Source organism: Flavobacterium degerlachei (assembly GCF_900106645.1).
GTDB lineage: Bacteria > Bacteroidota > Bacteroidia > Flavobacteriales > Flavobacteriaceae > Flavobacterium > Flavobacterium degerlachei.
In genome coordinates, this window is record NZ_FNMV01000012.1 from 1 (window position 1) to 17,958 (window position 17,958).

The following is a 17,958-nucleotide window of genomic DNA, read 5'->3' on the forward strand; positions in this document are numbered from 1 at the left end:
GTATTATTTGAATTGTATCCTGACATTCAAAAAGCCTATGATTTAGCGCAGGATTTGAGAAACATCTTTGAAAAAACAACCGATAAAATTATAGCGGGTCAATCCTAAAACGTGTGGAGCGACTATAATTAAGTATAGATGTTTGTAATCTTGATGTCAATAATTATACCTTGCTAAGGCTTTTAAATTAGGTTTAAATGGCATTCTGGCGGTAAGTTGGAGCTAGGGTTAACTTTAAGTGGTTCTGGATCAGCTTGAGGTCTTTGCTACTTTAATAGTTCAATATTTCTAGATAATTGTTATTGATTTGTTTTTAATGTCAATTATCGAATTTTGAAAATGCAGTTACGTGAAGAAGTTATAAATTAAGTAAAGGAAAGTCTTGTTTTTATTTAATTGTCGAATACAAAATTTTGTTTTTTTTTGTGATTAGTTGATTTAAATTGAAAGAAAATACATATATCTGTTTTGTATTCAATTCGTTGGGTTTCATTAAGTTTTAAAACTAAAGTATTTCATCGATTTTTGAGGTTAGTTGTCGGATATATTATTTTTAGGTGAAAAGGCTTCTTATATTTGGAGAACCATAAAATTAGTAGGTTAAGTTTATGGTAGATTTGGGGCAAAAAAGATGGAAGAGATTCCATCTTTTTTATTGGAATAAAGTCAAATAAAAAAAGAATAGTGAAAAGACGAATAGCCTAAGGGTTTATGCGTTTTTTTGATTTAGGGGAGTTATTTAAAATTCTGAAGTGATTACGCGTAAAAAAAATAGACAAACCAACTTTTCAGTCAATTTGTCTATTCTCTATGTTTTTTAATCTATGTTTTTATGAAAAAACTATTTCTCAGAAGCATATCTTCTTGAAACTTCAGTCCAATTAATTACGTTGAAAAAAGCTTCAATATAATCAGGTCTTCTATTTTGATAATGCAAATAATATGCATGTTCCCAAACATCCATACCTAAAATTGGAGTTCCTCCACAACCGATTCCCGGCATTAATGGATTGTCCTGATTTGCTGTTCCACAAACATCTAGTTTTCCTCCTGGATGAACACAAAGCCAAGCCCATCCTGAACCAAATTGCGTAGCACCTGCTTTACTGAATTTAGCTTTAAACTCTTCAAAAGATCCAAAAGCAGTTTCAATGGCTGTTAGTAAATCTCCAGTAGGAAGTCCACCACCATCAGGAGTCATAACAGTCCAGAAAAGATTATGATTATAAAATCCACCACCGTTGTTTCTAACAGCAGTATTTTTCATATCTAGGTTAAGTAGAATATTATCTATCGTTTTACCTTCCATGTCAGTACCAGCGATAGCAGCATTAAGGTTAGTAGTATATGCATTATGATGCTTTGTGTGATGAATTTCCATCGTACGTGCATCAATATGAGGTTCTAATGCGTCATACGCATAAGGTAATTGAGGTAATTCAAAAGCCATGATATATTTGTTTAATGATTTATAAAAATTTATTCAAATTTAAACATTTAACTTTGTAATTGGAAATTGTATTTAGTTATAATTTCATTAATTAAATTTATAATGTGATTATTTTTGACGTTGATTTCTTTTTTATGCTGATAAAATTAGTTTAATTTTTGTAAAAAAGACAATATAACTGAACGATCCGGTACTTTGAGTCGGTTGATTAATTATATTATTATGTTAAAGGCAGGAGGAATACGAAGTGAATTTTCATAGAAATTGCCTAGAGTGCTCAATGTATAGATTGAGGTTAGGATTGCGCCATTGCCATGCATACAATGCTAATCGTTGCGCCAGGAATTTTCAGCAAAGCTCGTGAGCAAGCTTCAAGTGTTGCGCCAGTAGTAATTACGTCATCGATAAGTAGAAAATGTTTGCCGTAATCTTTTTCGGCAAAGGAAACATCAAAAACAGATTCAATACCTTCAGTTCTGCCTAAAAGGTTTTTTTTAGATTGTGTTTTTGAATATACTTTTCTTTGCAATATTGAGTCATTATATTTGATGTTCAAATCAATGGATAGTGCTTTTCCAAAAGTAGTTACTTGATTGTAGCCTCTTTCTCTATATTTTCTGTCGTGCAAAGGAACTGGGACGATAAAGTCTACTGTTTTTAGGGTGGCTATTTCTTTTAAATCTTGAGCGTACCAATGTCCTAGAACCATACCTATTTCTTCGTGTCCTTTGTATTTTAATTTGTGAATTAGTTCTTGTGCAATTCCCTTTTTATGGAAATATAGGAGTGCCGATGCATATTCTACAGGAATTCTGCCGTAGAACTTTTTGAAAGCTTCGTTATCTGGATTGATATGTTGATTTGTCAGCGGAATATTGTGTCTACAATGTGTACAAATCACCTTTTCATTCGATGATAATAAGGAGTTACATCCGGCGCAAACTGGAGGGAAAAATAGATTTATTATGTATTTAAACATATAATTGATAATTTATTTATAAAAATATGAAATTCAATGCTTCAAACTTCGGTGATTCTTCTTTTTTTAAGTTCACTTTTTATATTTTTGCAGTATGGCAAAACAAGAAGATATATTTAAGAATGTAATTTCGCATGCAAAAGAGTACGGATTTATTTTTCCGTCAAGCGAAATATACGATGGTTTGAGTGCAGTTTATGATTATGCACAAAACGGTGTGGAGTTAAAAAAGAACATACGTGAATATTGGTGGAAATCAATGGTTCAGTTAAATGATAATATTGTGGGTCTGGACGCATCGATATTGATGCACCCAACGACTTGGAAAGCATCAGGACACGTAGATGCTTTTAATGATCCTTTAATTGATAATAAAGATTCAAAAAGAAGATACAGAGCTGACGTTTTGATTGAAGATTATGCTGAAAAGTTAAATGTTAAAGCAATCAAAGAAGTCGAGAAAGCGAGAATTCGTTTCGGAGACGCTTTTAACGAAGCTGAGTTTGTAAGTACAAATACAAGAGTTGTAGAATATAAAGCGAAAGAAAGAGAAATTCTTGAGCGATTAGGTCGTTCTCTTGGTAATGAAGATTTAGAAGATGTAAAAGCACTGATTGAAGAGTTGGAAATAGCTTGTCCTGAGTCAGGTTCTAGAAACTGGACTGAAGTGCGACAGTTTAACCTAATGTTCGGAACTAAATTAGGAGCCTCTGCAGATACTGCAATGGATCTATATTTACGTCCGGAAACTGCACAAGGTATTTTTGTGAATTTCACGAATGTTCAAAAATCTGGGAGAATGAAAGTTCCTTTTGGAATAGCACAAACAGGAAAAGCATTTAGAAATGAGATTGTCGCTAGACAATTTATTTTCCGTATGCGTGAGTTTGAACAAATGGAAATGCAATTTTTTGTACGTCCAGGTGATGAAATGAAGCATTATGAATTCTGGAAAGAAACAAGACTTAAATGGCATTTGTCATTAGGATTGGGTAAAGAAAATTATCGTTTTCATGATCATGAAAAATTAGCCCATTATGCAAATGCAGCGGCTGATATTGAGTTTGATTTTCCTTTTGGATTCAAAGAATTGGAAGGGATTCACTCTCGTACTGATTTTGATTTAAAAGCACACGAGAAATTCTCAGGAAGAAAATTACAGTATTTTGATGCTGAATTGAATCAAAACTATGTTCCTTATGTAGTGGAGACATCTGTAGGTTTAGATAGAATGTTCTTGGCAGTTTTTGCAACTTCTTTGAAAGAAGAAACGTTAGAAGATGGTTCAACTAGAACGGTTCTTAAGCTGCCTTCGGTCCTTGCTCCTACAAAGGCGGCAGTTTTACCATTGGTTAAGAAGGACGGTCTGCCTGATATTGCACATAAAATCATTGAAGATTTAAAATGGGATTTCAATGTCGCTTATGATGAAAAAGATGCAGTTGGTCGTCGTTATAGAAGACAGGATGCGTTAGGGACTCCATTTTGTATTACTGTAGATCATCAAACAATAGAAGATCAAACGGTAACAATTCGTCATAGAGATACAATGAAGCAAGACCGTGTTAAAATATCGGAATTGAAAGCTATTATTGACAATGAAGTTTCGATGAAAAACTGGTTAATGAAAATGTAATCACACTATTATATTATAAATAAAAAATGCTTCTCGACGAGAAGCATTTTTTATTTAAAATCGATATCCAAGTGTTATTCCACCTCGACCTACAACTTCAGGGCTATTGCTGTTGAATAAATTCCTTCCAATACCAGCGTTTATTTCAAAAACGAATCCTCTTTTTTGTGTCCATTTTGCACCTAAGCCAAAACCTAGAGCAATATCTGTGAAGTTTTTTCCTTCTACAGTATAATAGCCTTGATTTACTGAATCGTATTCTGAATAGCTTCCTGTGTTTCCCGAATTGATCATTCCGAAGCCTTCAACAAAAAAACCAGCTGCTGTTTTTTTGCCAAAATAAGATCGGTAGTATGGCGTTAAACTAAATTCAGTGTCAAAATCGTCCTCCTTAACAAAAAACAATGAAACTCCTAATCCAGAATCTTCGTTTATCAATCGTTCGTATGTAATTTCTCCAGCACCTAATACTAAGAAAAGTACATTCCCTTTTAATTCATTTCTTTTGAAATCGATTGTTTCTTTTTCTTGGCTAAATCCAGATATAAAAGAAGATAAGCAAATTAGAATAAATAATTTTTTCATAGAATTAGTTTTTTGTATAAAAGTAAGATAAATTTGTAAAAATAGTACTTTTCAAATTTAATTTAATATTGGCCAATTTGGAAGACTATTAGTTAGTGTGTCCTGCCTTCTCCTTAAGTAATCCCTGTGCGAAAAGGATTGTTGGTACGACACGAAAAGTTTTTAATGAATGATTTACGAAATGAATTTAATTTGGGCTTTCTTTTGTGACAGCTGCGCATGCATTTTATCGGATTTATTTGCATTTCATCTTAATGTATCAACATTTGTTAAAAACATATTAACATCTTCTGTAAAGAATACTCTAATCGTGTACTTTTAATTTGTTAAGTAAGGATAAACGATTGGTTTTTAAAACAATAATCGGGTGTTTTTATGCGATTAGTTTCCCAAAACTACCTTGAACTTTTAATTTTTTGATGTAAACCTGCTTCAAGAATATGATAATATGCCTAACAATTAGGAGAGCCATTGATGAACTATTCGTACATTATTATTGACGACGATCAAGAAAGTGTTTTGAAAACAAAGGCCATGGCTGATAGTTTTTCGGAGCTGGAGTTCGTAGCTTCGGCTACCAATTATCAAGATGGTTTGAATCTTATATTAGAGCACACTCCTCAATTAGTTTTTCTCGAAATTGATCCCGCCGATAAAAAAAGCAAATTATCATTAGCACTTATTAATGAGCTGTATCGCTATCTGAAAGTTGTGCCAAAGATTATTGTTACTACTAATAAAAAAGATCTGGCTTTTGAAGCAATACAATATGAGGTTACGGATTATATACTGAAGCCGTTAGCTAGAATTGATTTTGTGAAATTGGTTTTAAAATTGAACAAATCAAATAGTGAGCATGAAATTAATTCAGCGAAGCAATCATTTGTTTCTAACGAAATTTCAAAAAAGGCAGAGCCTCAGGAAATAGTCAATAAGGATAAACCGTTAATATTATGTATAAAATCCTATGGTGACTATAGGTATATTGATGCAAAAGACATTTCCTACTTACAAGCGGATAATAACTCCACCGACATTCATTTAAGCAACGGAGAGATGATCACTGCGTTTAAGACATTGAAACACTTTGAAAGCGTATTGACCTATCCTTTTATTAGAATTCACAATAGCTATATTGTGAATCGTACATACATTTCTAGAATTCACAACGGTAACTCTGTGTGTTATATTAAAAATACCACAACAAAACTTCCCTTTTCCAAAACATATAAGGTAAATATAGACCTTATTATTAGTGAGTTTTCAAACGAAAATTACCTGGAAATCTAAAATCCATCCATTCACATTGATTTGGTAGTCATTCACTATCAGACGATTACATTCTACCATTTAAGCTTTATTTTGTAAGAAAAATAGAAGGATGCTATGTAGTTTTACATCGTGGTACTGCAATAACAGCAAGATCATTAATTAATGTAAAACAAAAAAATTAACATAAAAATCCCCTATTATGAAAAAAGCAATCTACACAATCAGTTTATTCTCTTTAATGATGATCTTAACTTCATTTACTACTACTACAGAAACAAATAACGATACTAATTTAAACATTGTAGGGCAAAATGCTGCAGGTGGAAATGTAAAAGTAGATATCGTTGGGCAAAATGCTGCAGGAGGTAATGTGAAAGTAGATATTGTGGGACAAAATGCTGCAGGAGGAAATGTCAAAGTGGATATCGTAGGACAAAATGCCGCAGGAGGAAATGTCAAAGTGGACTAAAAAGAAACTCTTATAATAAAATATATTTAGGCTGTCAATTTATTTGATAGCCTTTTTTTATGTCAATAGTTTTATTTTACTATTTTTGGTAAAACATATTAATGGCTATTGAAAAATAAATACCACATACTTCTATTGTTTTTTATGCTATTTGTTTTTTTTGGTTGTTCCAAAAAGAAAATAGACGGCGTGTTTGTTACTTCTTCAGAAGACAGTCTTTCTATTTACTTTACATTAGCTAACGATTTTAGTTTGGCTAAAGAGAAAAGACTCTCGTTTACTCAAAAAGCATTTAATGTAGTTATCAATAAGGACAATGATTCTGTCAATAGAGTAAACCTGTTTAAAGTTGCCAATCGTTATTATAACATCAACGATTGGAATGCATTTAATAAAACGGTGCACATTGTATTAGAGAAATCAGAAAGTGCTAAGGATACTCTAAATGTGATAAAGGCCTATACCTATTTAGGAGACTATTATGAGTCACAAGCAATTCTGGACAGCTCTTTTCAGTTTTATTATAAGGCAGAAAAAATGTATGCAAACCTAGGGGATAATTTAAATTTAGGAAAAACACTCATTAATAAAGCAACTTTGCAGTTTAAAGCGGGTGATTTTTTTGGTTCCGAAAAATCTGTTTTTAATGTATTACGAATTATCAAAGATGAGAAAAAGGCAAATAATATTATATACGATGCTTATAACCTTTTAGGTATTACCTACGGTGAATTGGGACAATTTGAGAACGCAATTGCTTACCATAATAAAGCATTGCTAATTAGTGATGATGAAACAATACCCAAAGTATTTCAGTCAAAAGCTACGACCTATAATAATATTGGGGTTCTATATCTTACTTCGAAAAAATATCTGTTAGCAAAAAAGTATTTTTTGAAAGGGTTGGAGCAAATTAACCTCAAGGTTCAAAAACCTTACGTTTATGCTATGCTAGTGGATAATTTGGCCTATTCTAAATTTAAATTGAATGACGCAAATGAGTTGCCTCAACTGTTTTATGATTCATTAAAATTGAGTGACAGTCTTCAGTTAACAACGGGTATGTTTGTAACTAAACTTCATCTATCAGAATATTTTCATTCTAATAATAATACAATCAAAGCTATACAATATTCTAAAGAGGCTCTTTTGTTGTCAAGAACAACAAATAATCCTAGGGATGCTTTAAGTGCTTTGAAGCAACTTTCAATTATTGAGCCTAAAAAGGCTTCTATTTATACGAAGGAGTATATTCAAATAAATGAAAACTTGCAAAAAGCAGAACGTGCAATGGGTGATAAATTTTCCCGTATTGAATATGAAACTGATCGAATAAAAACGGAGAATTCTAGTTTAGAGGTTCAAAATAGGAATTTGGTTTATGTTTTTAGTGCATTAACTATCTTAGGTTTGTTTTTGTATATCATAAAAGCTCAGAAAACTAAAAATAGGGAACTATTATATAAGCAGCAACAGCAGAAGGCTAATGAGGATATTTATAATTTAATGATTTCTCAACAAAATACGATTGAAACCAATAGGGTAAAGGAGAAAAAAAGAGTGGCACAAGAACTACATGATGGTGTTTTGGGTAGGCTGTTTGGAGTGCGGATGAACTTGGATGGTTTAAATAATTTTCAAGATGAGATGGCTATTAATCAAAGGATTAATTATTTGTCTGAATTAAAAAACATTGAACAGGATATTCGTGAAATTTCTCATGACCTAAATAGAGAAAAATCCGAATTAATTAATAACTTCGTAGCTATAGTAGATAATCTATTTGAAGAACAAAGAAATACATTTCCATCGAAATTAGTCTCAGTAATAGATCGTAGGATAAAATGGGAAAGAATGGTCAACTCTGTGAAGATTAATTTATTCCGAATTATGCAGGAATCGCTTCAAAATATTAATAAATATGCAAAAGCAGATTTAATTACTATTGAAGTAAAAAGACAAGAGGATGATTTGCTTTTGGTGATTACTGATAATGGTATTGGATTTAATTCTAAGACGAAAAAGAAAGGAATAGGAATACAGAATATGCTTTCGCGAACTAAGGAATGCCATGGTTTATTTAATATCAAGTCTAAAAAAGGAGAAGGCACGGTTATTACTGTTACCTTACCAATAGAACAAAAACAAAAACAAATACCTTCATAAAATGACAACGGATTCGGCTGCCCCAACGACCATAAAGAATAACATACTAATTGTAGACGATCACCCTTTTATTATACAAGGATATAAAAATGCAATTACAAGATACAATCCTAATAAGTATGAGTTTATAATATCTGAAGCAAAGGATTGCGAGTCAGCATATAATGTGATTACAGATGCTGATACTGTACCTTTTGATATAGCTTTTTTGGATATTAGTATGCCCCCTTATGAAGAAAAAGGACTTTATTCAGGTGAAGATTTGGCAAAATTGATTTTAGATACGATGCCTAATTGCAAGGTTATTTTGCTTACTATGTTCACCGAATTTTTAAAGATAAAAACAATCATAAAAAACATTAATCCTCATGGATTAGTGATCAAAAATGATTTGACATTTGATGAGTTATTGTTCGCCTTCGATAAGGTGATCAAAAACGAGCAATATTATAGCCAATCTGTTGTAAAAATGCTGGAATCTCAAGAAGAGACTATAGAGATTGATTTATTTGACAAACAAATTTTGTTTCATTTATCAAAAGGGACAAAGACAAAAGATATTCCACAATACATTCCTATATCATTAAACGCGATTGAAGTTCGTAAGTTAAACCTTAAGGTATTATTAAAATTAACTGATGGGAGCGATATAGATTTAGTGCGTGAAGCCAGAAATATTGGATTATTATTTTAACAAAAAGAAAAAAACGGCATTTTATTAAAATGCCGTTTTTTGTTTTATTCAGTTATGGAATCCCAGCCACGTGCTTTTAAAGGAATTTTAGTGTTTGCTCTAGTCACTAAATGGATACCTTCACTTTCTTGAGTCATATGCCCAATAATGGAAAAATTAGGGTTTGCTTTTATCTTATCAAAATCTTCCATGGCAATGGTGAAAAGTAATTCGTAATCTTCTCCTCCATTTATGGCTACTGTAGTAGAATCAATATCAAATTCCTCACATACACTTATTAATTGAGGATCTAATGGTAATTTGTCTTCGTATAAATTACATCCTACATTCGATTGCTTACACAAATGCATAATTTCAGAAGATAATCCATCTGAAATGTCAATCATTGAAGTTGGTTTTATTTCCAAAGCATGAAATAAAGTACGGACATCTTTTCTCGCTTCAGGTTTTAGTTGACGCTCGATTAAGTAAGTGTAAGCATCTAAATCCGGTTGCGAATTTGGATTTACCTGAAACACTTGTTTTTCGCGTTCTAAAACTTGTAGTCCCATGTATGCAGCGCCTATGTCACCAGTTACTACTAATAAATCAGTTTGTTTAGCGCCATTTCTATATACAATTTCATCTTCGTCAGCCTCACCAATAGCAGTAATGCTAATGATTAGACCTTTTTGAGAAGATGTGGTGTCACCACCAATAACATCAACGTTATATTCTTTAGCGGCATGGTTAATTCCAGCAAAAAGTTCATCTAAAGCTTCTAATGGGAAGCGATTTGAAACTGCAATTGAAACTGTGATTTGAGTTGCCTTAGCGTTCATTGCACAAATATCAGAGATATTAGTGGTTACCGCTTTGTATCCTAGGTGCTTCAAAGGCATGTAAGCCAAATCAAAATGCACTCCTTCAATCAATAAATCAGTAGAAATGACTGCTTTTTTATCCTTAAAATCAAGAACGGCAGCATCATCACCAATTCCTTTCAAGGTAGAAGCCTGATTGATTTTGAAATTTTTTGTCAAATGGTCTATCAATCCAAATTCTCCTAATTGAGCTATACTTGTACGTTGTGGGTTTTTATCTTCAATCATATTTTTAAGTTTGTTTTTCTGTACAGGATTTTAAAATAGTTCAGAGTTGCAAAGGTACAAAGGTTTTGTCTAATTAAATCTGGATTCGCGATCTGAAAGGAAGTAGTTGGGCAGTGTTAGACGAGATTTAAATATTTTTTCGCATCTTTAGAGTAGTAAAATCAAACAAAATGAAATCATTTGATATAGTTACCCTAACTGTAAATCCAGCCCTAGATAAAAGTGCTCATTTTTCTGGACTAGTGCCAGAGCAGAAGATTAGATGTGAAGCTCCCTTATATGATGCAGGAGGAGGAGGTATAAATGTTTCTAAAGCAATATCTCGTTTAGAAGGCAGTTCTTTGGCAGTAATGGCTTCTGGTGGACCTTCAGGCGAAATGATAAAAGAAATTTTAAATAAGGAATCAATTTCATTTCAAAGTATTGAAACTAAAAATTGGACTAGAGAAAGTTTTGTAGCCGTTGATGATAATACCAATTCCCAATACCGTTTTAATTTCCCAGGAACTTCAGTTACTGACGCTGAAAAGAATGAAATTATTAAAACTATTGAAGGTCTTGATTCGGAATTTATTGTTTTAAGTGGAAGTTTAAGAGAAGGTTTACCTGTTGATTTTTATCAAGAGATTGCTAAAATTGCAAAAAAATATAATTCAAAGCTGATAGTTGATACTTCAGGTGAGGGATTGAAAAAAGTATTGGAAACTGGGGTCTATCTCATTAAACCCAATGTGGGTGAATTAGCCAAGTTAATTGGTGTCGAACGTCTCGAGATGGAGGAAGTCAATGATGCTGCTAAGCAAATTATTACAAATGGCGGAGCCGTAATTGTAGTCGTTTCCCTAGGTCCTCAAGGTGCAGTTTTAGTCACTAAAGATTCGTATGATTATGTACCTGCACCAAATGTTGCTAAAAAAAGTACTGTAGGTGCCGGAGATAGTATGGTAGGAGGAATGGTTTGGGCTCTTTCGCAAAATAAAAGCCTGAAAGAAGTAATCCGTTGGGGAGTTGCTTGTGGTTCAGCGGCAACAATGAATGAAGGAACGCAATTATTTAAGTTGGAAGATGCGAAACGTTTGTATGAATGGTTGAAGGATAAATAGGTTTTTTTGAAGGTTCAGAGGTGCAAAGATTCAGAGACGCATAATGTTGAAACACGCAATGTAGAGACGTACAATGTAGAGACGCACTGCAGTGCCTCTCTACCAATAAACACCATAAAAAAACCTGACAATTTTTACATCATCAGGGTTCATTTATAATTTAAAATTCAGAATTTAAAATAATTTTAACCGTTCAATTACATTATCAGGGTTAAGTCTATATTCTATTCTCTTTATTCTTTTTTTCTAAAAAATATTTAATCATTCAATTTCAAAACAGCCATAAACGCTTCTTGTGGAATTTCAACATTTCCAACCAATCTCATACGTTTTTTACCTTTTTTCTGTTTCTCCAATAATTTACGTTTTCTAGAAATATCTCCACCATAACATTTGGCAGTAACATCTTTACGTAAGGCTTTAATGGTTTCACGTGAAATTACTTTCACACCAATTGCGGCTTGAACAGGAATATCAAATTGTTGACGCGGAATCAATTCCTTTAACTTCTCACACATTTTTTTACCAATAGAATAGGCATTGTCAACGTGCATCAATGAAGATAAAGCATCTACAATAGTTGCATTCAATAAAATATCTACTTTAACCAAATTAGAAGTTCTCATTCCAATAGGTGTGTAATCAAAAGAAGCATATCCTTTAGAAACCGTTTTCAAACGATCATAAAAGTCAAATACAATCTCTGCTAGTGGCATGTCAAAAGTCAACTCTACTCTTTCTGTAGTCAAATACGTTTGATTGGTAATTAAGCCACGTTTTTCAATACACAATGACATTACATTTCCAACATAATCAGCTTTAGTAATGATTGTAGCTTTGATAAAAGGCTCTTCAACGTGGTCTAAGCGAGATGGCTCAGGCAAGTCAGAAGGGTTATTTACAATAAGTGCTGTTGTTGGATCTTTTTTGGTAAATGCATGGTAAGAAACGTTAGGTACCGTAGTGATTACCGTCATGTTAAACTCACGCTCTAGACGTTCTTGGATAATCTCCATGTGCAACATTCCTAAGAATCCACAACGGAAACCAAATCCTAATGCAGCAGAGCTTTCCGGTAAAAATACAAGTGAAGCATCGTTCAATTGTAGTTTTTCCATCGAGTTTCTCAACTCCTCATAATCTTCGGTATCTACAGGATAAATACCAGCAAAAACCATCGGTTTTACATCCTCAAAACCTGTAATTATATTTGTTGTTGGATTTTTTGCATCCGTCAACGTATCTCCTACTTTTACTTCTTTAGCTTCTTTGATTCCTGAAATTAAGTATCCAACATCACCTGCTGAAATCACTTGTTTCGGAACTTGGTTTAATTTTAATGTACCAATTTCATCTGCAAAATATTCATTGCCTGTAGCCATGAATTTAATCTTTTGACCTTTTTTTATTTGCCCGTTTTTTACACGGAAAATAACTTCAATTCCACGAAAAGGATTGTAGTGAGAGTCAAAAATCAATGCTTGCAATGGCTCATCAACATTCCCTGATGGCGGTGGAATTTTTTCGATAATGGCAGCCAAAATATTTTCGACACCAAAACCAGTTTTTCCAGAAGCATGAATAATATCTTCCAGTTTACATCCCAGTAAATCAATAATGTCGTCACTTACCTCTTCTGGGTTCGCACTTGGTAAATCTACTTTATTCAGAACCGGAATAATTTCCAAGTCATTTTCTAAAGCCAAATATAAATTTGAGATCGTTTGTGCTTGTATACTTTGTGCAGCATCAACAATCAAAAGTGCTCCTTCACAGGCCGCAATCGATCGAGAAACTTCATAAGAAAAATCAACATGACCAGGAGTATCAATCAAGTTCAAGATGTATTCTTGGCCTTTATACGTATATTCCATTTGGATGGCGTGACTTTTAATGGTAATTCCACGTTCGCGTTCCAAGTCCATGTTGTCAAGCAATTGCGCTTTTTCTTGACGAGCGGTTACCGTTTGTGTAGCACCAAGTAAACGGTCAGCAAGTGTGCTTTTTCCGTGATCAATATGTGCAATAATGCAAAAATTCCTTATCTGTTTCATCTTCTATTTATGTCAAATTTTTTTAGGGCGTGACCACAAGGGTCGGGTTATTCGTTACAATCTTTTCCTTTTTAAAAGAAAAAAGGAAAAGGATTTTCACTGCTACCCCTCACGCGAAAACGTCGAACAACGACAATTAATCTGCAAATATAATTCAAAGTTAATCAGCATCAAAGGAGGTATATGATATAATGAATAATGTGTTTTTTTATTTTTAATTTAGTTAAAATTATATGTTTTTACTTTTATGTTTTTTACATGTAATAATAAATAAAAGCATGAGAAAAATAAAATTCCAAAAGAAAGAAATTTGTGTTTAGTGGAAAACGTGGAGATCGTAATTAAAAAGTTATGCATTCTTTATGTTTTTATTTGCACCAAAAAAAGTCATCAAGACATAACCCAAAAGGCCGAAGGTGACTGCCATGATTGTAGCCATTAAAAAACTGCCCAGAATATATTGGCCAATATTGTTGTTGATAAGTAAAAGTAATCGATTTATCCAAAAAGGACGGGCTGTCAGAATGAATAAATTCACCTCCTAATCTCAATGATCCATATATTATGAAAGGAATCATCGGCGGAAAGCTAATGTTTGAAAAGGTAAACGAGATGGCCTTATTTAGTTTCAACACAACTGCTAAAAACAAGACCGTAATTGTCTGAAATCCTCAAAATGGAGAAATTCCTATAAAAATTCCTAAAGCAATAGAGAGTGATTTTTTAGATTGCTGTCATTCCCCTGCAAAATATTCTCGGTCAGGAATTTTTTAATTCCTTTTTTTGTAGACCACGGAAAAAGTTCCGTGGTTTTATATAAGCTAATGCAATAACAACGAAAACGGTATTCAAAATACCTATCCGTGTAAAATCTTTAAAAGGTCTAAAATGGGAAACCCTTTCCTTTGGATCATATAAAACCCCGATAGGCATGTTTACCACCTTAATGCCTTTCCAAGCGGAACGCACAATAACCTCAATTTCAAATTCAAATTTGTTGGTAAAATATTTTTTCGGTATTTGTCGTAACGGATATAGTCTGTAGCCTGACTGGGTGTCTTCCATTCGGGTTCCAGTTTCAAACCGAAACCAAAAATTAGAAAATTTATTGCCAAGACTACTTTTTTTAGGAACGCTTTTCTGCATCATGTCCCTGCTTCCTATAATCAACACATCTTCTTCCTTTTCCAGGAAATCGCTGAATTTCGGGATATCCGATGCAAAATGCTGTCCATCAGAATCTATCGTAATGGCGTAATTACAATTCAGTTCTAGTGCTTTTTTAAAGCCTGCTCGCAACGCCAACCCTTTTCCTCTGTTTTTGGAAAAATGGATCTGAACGTGCTGAGTATAATTTTCCAGAATCTGTGCTGTTTCATCAGTGGAACCATCATTAACAATAATGATATTTGAAGTATAAAGTAAAACCGAATCTAAAACGCGCTTTAAAGTTTTGCCGTTATTATACGTGGGTATAATAACACAAACCTTCATTTGATTGATTCTATCAATTTCAGACAAAACAACTTCCATTTTACTGTTTTTTTTACTTTTTATACTAGATTAATACCCTTTCAACAAAAATATTGTTTTCTGAATCAAAACTAATGCTTATTTTTTCCTTTGCTCTCGAAGAAGGCACAATTTTGTGCTATTTCCCATTTATTTTTGATGCAAAAAGGACGTTATACTTAATTTCTCGTCTATTGAAAGCCATATTATTGAAATTTCCACTAACATTTTAAGAACAGAAGAGATTCTGATAAAAATTGCCGTTAAGGAACAATCAGATGCTTTTTTGCAACAGCTAAAAGACCATTTCAGAGCTAAGCTAAGAGTGAGTCCAAAAATTGAATTTACCACCAAAGAAATCCTGAATCCATTGATTTATAATCCGATGAGTAGAAAGCCAATTCACTTTTTTGATACTAGAAAAAGCACTTTTTAAAGTATAAAATCACGTTCAATTCCATACTTAGAGTATCTATTCGCTTAAATGTTGTAATTTTGCACAAAATTTAAGCAGATGATTAAGATTGGCAACATTGAATTACCGGATTTCCCTTTACTTCTCGCTCCTATGGAGGACGTGAGCGACCCACCTTACCGTAGGTTGTGTAAAATGCATGGTGCTGATATGATGTACTCTGAGTTTATTTCTTCTGAAGGATTGATTCGTGACGCTATTAAAAGCCGAATGAAATTAGATATATTCGATTACGAACGCCCAGTTGGAATTCAGATTTTTGGAGGAGATGAGGAAGCAATGGCTTTGTCTTCTAAAATTGTTTCTACTGTAAACCCAGATATAATTGATATCAATTATGGTTGTCCGGTTAAGAAAGTCGTTTGTAAAGGCGCAGGTGCAGGAGTCTTAAAAGATGTGGACTTGATGATACGCTTGACGAAAGCCGTTATTGATAGTACGCATTTACCAGTAACGGTAAAAACGCGTTTGGGATGGGATGATAATTCGATCAATATTGATGAGGTTGCGGAACGGTTGCAAGATATTGGTGTTGCTGCTTTGAGCATACACGCTAGAACTCGTGCTCAAATGTACAAAGGTCATTCTGACTGGTCACATATCGCCCGAGTAAAAAACAACCCTAGAATTACGATGCCTATTTTTGGTAACGGAGACATTGATAGTCCTGAAAAAGCATTACAATATAAAAACGAATATGGTATTGACGGAATCATGATTGGTCGTGCCGCTATTGGATATCCTTGGATTTTTAACGAAATCAAACATTACTTCAAGACTGGAGAACATTTGGCTAAACCTACAGTTGTTGATCGAGTAGAAGCAGTGCGCAACCACTTGACTTGGGCAATGGAATGGAAAGGTGAAAGATTAGGAATTGTGGAAACGCGTCCGCACTATACTAATTATTTCAAAGGAATTCATTCTTTCAAACCTTTTAAACAAAAGTTGGTAACCTTAGATCGTCCAGAGGAATTGTTTGCGGCTTTAAATGAAATCGAACAGGCGTACGCTGGTTACGAGGTTGTATAAAAACAATAATTTATTATATATGTGATTTTTAATCATGTAATTTTCAAACCCGACAGGTTTTAAAAACCTGTCGGGTTTTTTATAATAAAACGATAGTGTTTTCAACGTAGAAACGCGCAGTAGAAACGCACTGCAGTGCGTCTCTATCATAGATACATTGCACAAATTAATTCGTGCAAATTAGTTGAATTCGTGTTTTGTTTTTTTAAATCTGAAATCGTTAATCCTCAATAGGGAATTTTATTCCAGCAATTTCTTACTCACTCTACTGCTTGCTATCAATGAAGCAATAAAGCCAAGGATGACAATCGTTCCCATAACAATCAATACGTTTTCTAAGCTGAAAACAACAGGATAAGCTAGTGTTGGTGTGATCATAACTAGTTGAAAATGCTGCTGTAAGAGCACAATAGCAATTCCTAATGTCAGTCCGATAATCCCACCAAAAACACTCAATAGCGTTCCTTGAAGCATAAATATCTTTCTTAAATCCTTGATTTCAGTTCCTAGGTTAAAAAGCGTTTTAAGATTGCCTTTTTTGTCTAAAATCATCATAATCAACGCTCCAATTAAGTTGAAAAGGGCTACAACTATCACCAAAGTAAATATTAAATACACCGCAATATTTTCGGTATTCAACATTTTGTATAAGGATTCGTTGAGCTGTGCTCTGTTTTTTACTGTAATTTTATTTTTGAAAATGGTTTGCAGTTGGTCAATAATTGCATCTTCATCGGCTCCCGTTTTTTCTTTAAGTTCAATTCCTGAAATCTGATTGGTTTTGTATTCTAGTAATTCTTGGGCTAAACCTAAATCGGCGAAAACATATTTGGAGTCCAGATCTTCACTGATGGCGTAAATTCCTACTGGAAAAACATCACTTTTGTTAAATGCCTGTTCCGCATTTTCTACAGTGCCTTTTCCTGGTTTTGGAACCAGTACTTCTAGATTTTTATTAAAATCAAGCAAGCCCATCGAGAATTTTTGAGCAATTCCGTAACCTACAACTACCTGGTAGCTGTCCGGCTCAAGCCATTGGCCGTTATAAAGTGTTTTTTTAATGGCATTGACGGTACTGAAAGTGGTGTCAACACCTTTCAAATACGTAACTTCCTGCTTGTCGTCAAAAACAAACAAAACGCGTTCCTCTATTATTTTAGAATATGATGCAACACCTTCAATTTTATTTATTTCTGCTTCCTGTTCTGGAGAAACAAAAAATGATTTCCCTAAAGTGCTGCTTATTTTTAAGTCTGGATCAATATCATTCGAGAAGGAAAGACTAAAAACTTTCAGACCGCTAAAAACCGAAAGCACCACAAACAAAGCCATTGCACCCACAATGATTCCCATACTCGCAATGCGATTAATGATATTTATGGCATTGTTTTTACTGTTACTTAGTATGTAACGTTTGGCTATGTAAAGGGAAAAATTCAA

Annotated in this window: 15 protein-coding genes; 7 read left to right on the forward strand and 8 right to left on the reverse strand. The window is 33.4% G+C overall.

The window, feature by feature from the left end; genetic code table 11:
* Positions 1 to 841 precede the first annotated feature (841 nt).
* Positions 842 to 1,450, reverse strand: a complete 609-nt coding sequence (locus tag BLV91_RS12315; protein WP_091433758.1) for a superoxide dismutase — start codon at positions 1,448 to 1,450, stop codon at positions 842 to 844.
* Between the two features lie 295 nt (positions 1,451 to 1,745).
* Complete coding sequence (locus BLV91_RS12320; protein WP_091433761.1) at positions 1,746 to 2,429, reverse strand: ComF family protein; 684 nt, start codon at positions 2,427 to 2,429, stop codon at positions 1,746 to 1,748.
* A 94-nt stretch (positions 2,430 to 2,523) separates the two neighbouring features.
* On the opposite strand from BLV91_RS12320, the gene BLV91_RS12325 reads away from it, so the two are divergent.
* Positions 2,524 to 4,065 carry a glycine--tRNA ligase gene (locus BLV91_RS12325; RefSeq protein WP_091433764.1) on the forward strand — a complete coding sequence of 514 codons (1,542 nt, stop codon included), beginning with the start codon at positions 2,524 to 2,526 and terminating at the stop codon, positions 4,063 to 4,065.
* A 54-nt stretch (positions 4,066 to 4,119) separates the two neighbouring features.
* Here the strand turns inward: BLV91_RS12325 and BLV91_RS12330 are convergent, their stop codons facing one another.
* The gene (locus BLV91_RS12330; RefSeq protein WP_091433767.1) at positions 4,120 to 4,650 is read right to left on the reverse strand and encodes a hypothetical protein; all 531 of its coding nucleotides are present in this window, start codon (positions 4,648 to 4,650) and stop codon (positions 4,120 to 4,122) included.
* 474 nt (positions 4,651 to 5,124) lie between these two features.
* Here BLV91_RS12330 and BLV91_RS12335 point away from each other — a divergent pair, with 474 nt between their 5' ends.
* From BLV91_RS12335 to BLV91_RS12350, 4 genes are all read left to right on the forward strand, one after another.
* A complete protein-coding gene (locus BLV91_RS12335; RefSeq protein ID WP_091433770.1) occupies positions 5,125 to 5,940 on the forward strand; it encodes a LytR/AlgR family response regulator transcription factor in 816 nt (271 codons plus the stop codon).
* 181 nt (positions 5,941 to 6,121) lie between these two features.
* Positions 6,122 to 6,391, forward strand: a complete 270-nt coding sequence (locus BLV91_RS12340; RefSeq protein ID WP_091433772.1) for a 3-oxoacyl-ACP reductase — start codon at positions 6,122 to 6,124, stop codon at positions 6,389 to 6,391.
* 144 nt (positions 6,392 to 6,535) lie between these two features.
* Entirely contained in the window at positions 6,536 to 8,557 is a 2,022-nt protein-coding gene (locus BLV91_RS12345; RefSeq protein WP_175514005.1) for an ATP-binding protein, read from the forward strand.
* 1 nt (position 8,558) lies between these two features.
* Positions 8,559 to 9,251, forward strand: a complete 693-nt coding sequence (locus BLV91_RS12350; RefSeq protein ID WP_091433775.1) for a response regulator — start codon at positions 8,559 to 8,561, stop codon at positions 9,249 to 9,251.
* Between the two features lie 44 nt (positions 9,252 to 9,295).
* On the opposite strand, the gene thiL is transcribed toward BLV91_RS12350, so the two are convergent.
* Positions 9,296 to 10,342 (reverse strand): thiamine-phosphate kinase, encoded by a 1,047-nt coding sequence (gene thiL / locus BLV91_RS12355; RefSeq protein ID WP_091433777.1) that lies wholly within the window; start codon positions 10,340 to 10,342, stop codon positions 9,296 to 9,298.
* 170 nt (positions 10,343 to 10,512) lie between these two features.
* Between thiL and BLV91_RS12360 the strand changes: the two genes are divergently transcribed.
* Entirely contained in the window at positions 10,513 to 11,445 is a 933-nt protein-coding gene (locus tag BLV91_RS12360; RefSeq protein WP_091433780.1) for a 1-phosphofructokinase family hexose kinase, read from the forward strand.
* A gap of 257 nt (positions 11,446 to 11,702) precedes the next feature.
* On the opposite strand, the gene lepA is transcribed toward BLV91_RS12360, so the two are convergent.
* From lepA to BLV91_RS12370, 3 genes are all read right to left on the reverse strand, one after another.
* Entirely contained in the window at positions 11,703 to 13,499 is a 1,797-nt protein-coding gene (gene lepA / locus BLV91_RS12365) for a translation elongation factor 4 (RefSeq protein WP_091433781.1), read from the reverse strand.
* 368 nt (positions 13,500 to 13,867) lie between these two features.
* Positions 13,868 to 14,134 carry a hypothetical protein gene (locus tag BLV91_RS17300; protein WP_317039699.1) on the reverse strand — a complete coding sequence of 89 codons (267 nt, stop codon included), beginning with the start codon at positions 14,132 to 14,134 and terminating at the stop codon, positions 13,868 to 13,870.
* Positions 14,135 to 14,258: 124 nt separating this feature from the next.
* Positions 14,259 to 15,032 carry a glycosyltransferase family 2 protein gene (locus BLV91_RS12370; protein ID WP_317039698.1) on the reverse strand — a complete coding sequence of 258 codons (774 nt, stop codon included), beginning with the start codon at positions 15,030 to 15,032 and terminating at the stop codon, positions 14,259 to 14,261.
* Between the two features lie 493 nt (positions 15,033 to 15,525).
* Here BLV91_RS12370 and dusB point away from each other — a divergent pair, with 493 nt between their 5' ends.
* Complete coding sequence (gene dusB / locus BLV91_RS12380) at positions 15,526 to 16,518, forward strand: tRNA dihydrouridine synthase DusB (RefSeq protein ID WP_091433786.1); 993 nt, start codon at positions 15,526 to 15,528, stop codon at positions 16,516 to 16,518.
* A 240-nt stretch (positions 16,519 to 16,758) separates the two neighbouring features.
* Here the strand turns inward: dusB and BLV91_RS12385 are convergent, their stop codons facing one another.
* Positions 16,759 to 17,958, reverse strand: coding sequence for an ABC transporter permease (locus BLV91_RS12385; RefSeq protein ID WP_091433787.1), 1,200 nt, complete (start codon positions 17,956 to 17,958; stop codon positions 16,759 to 16,761).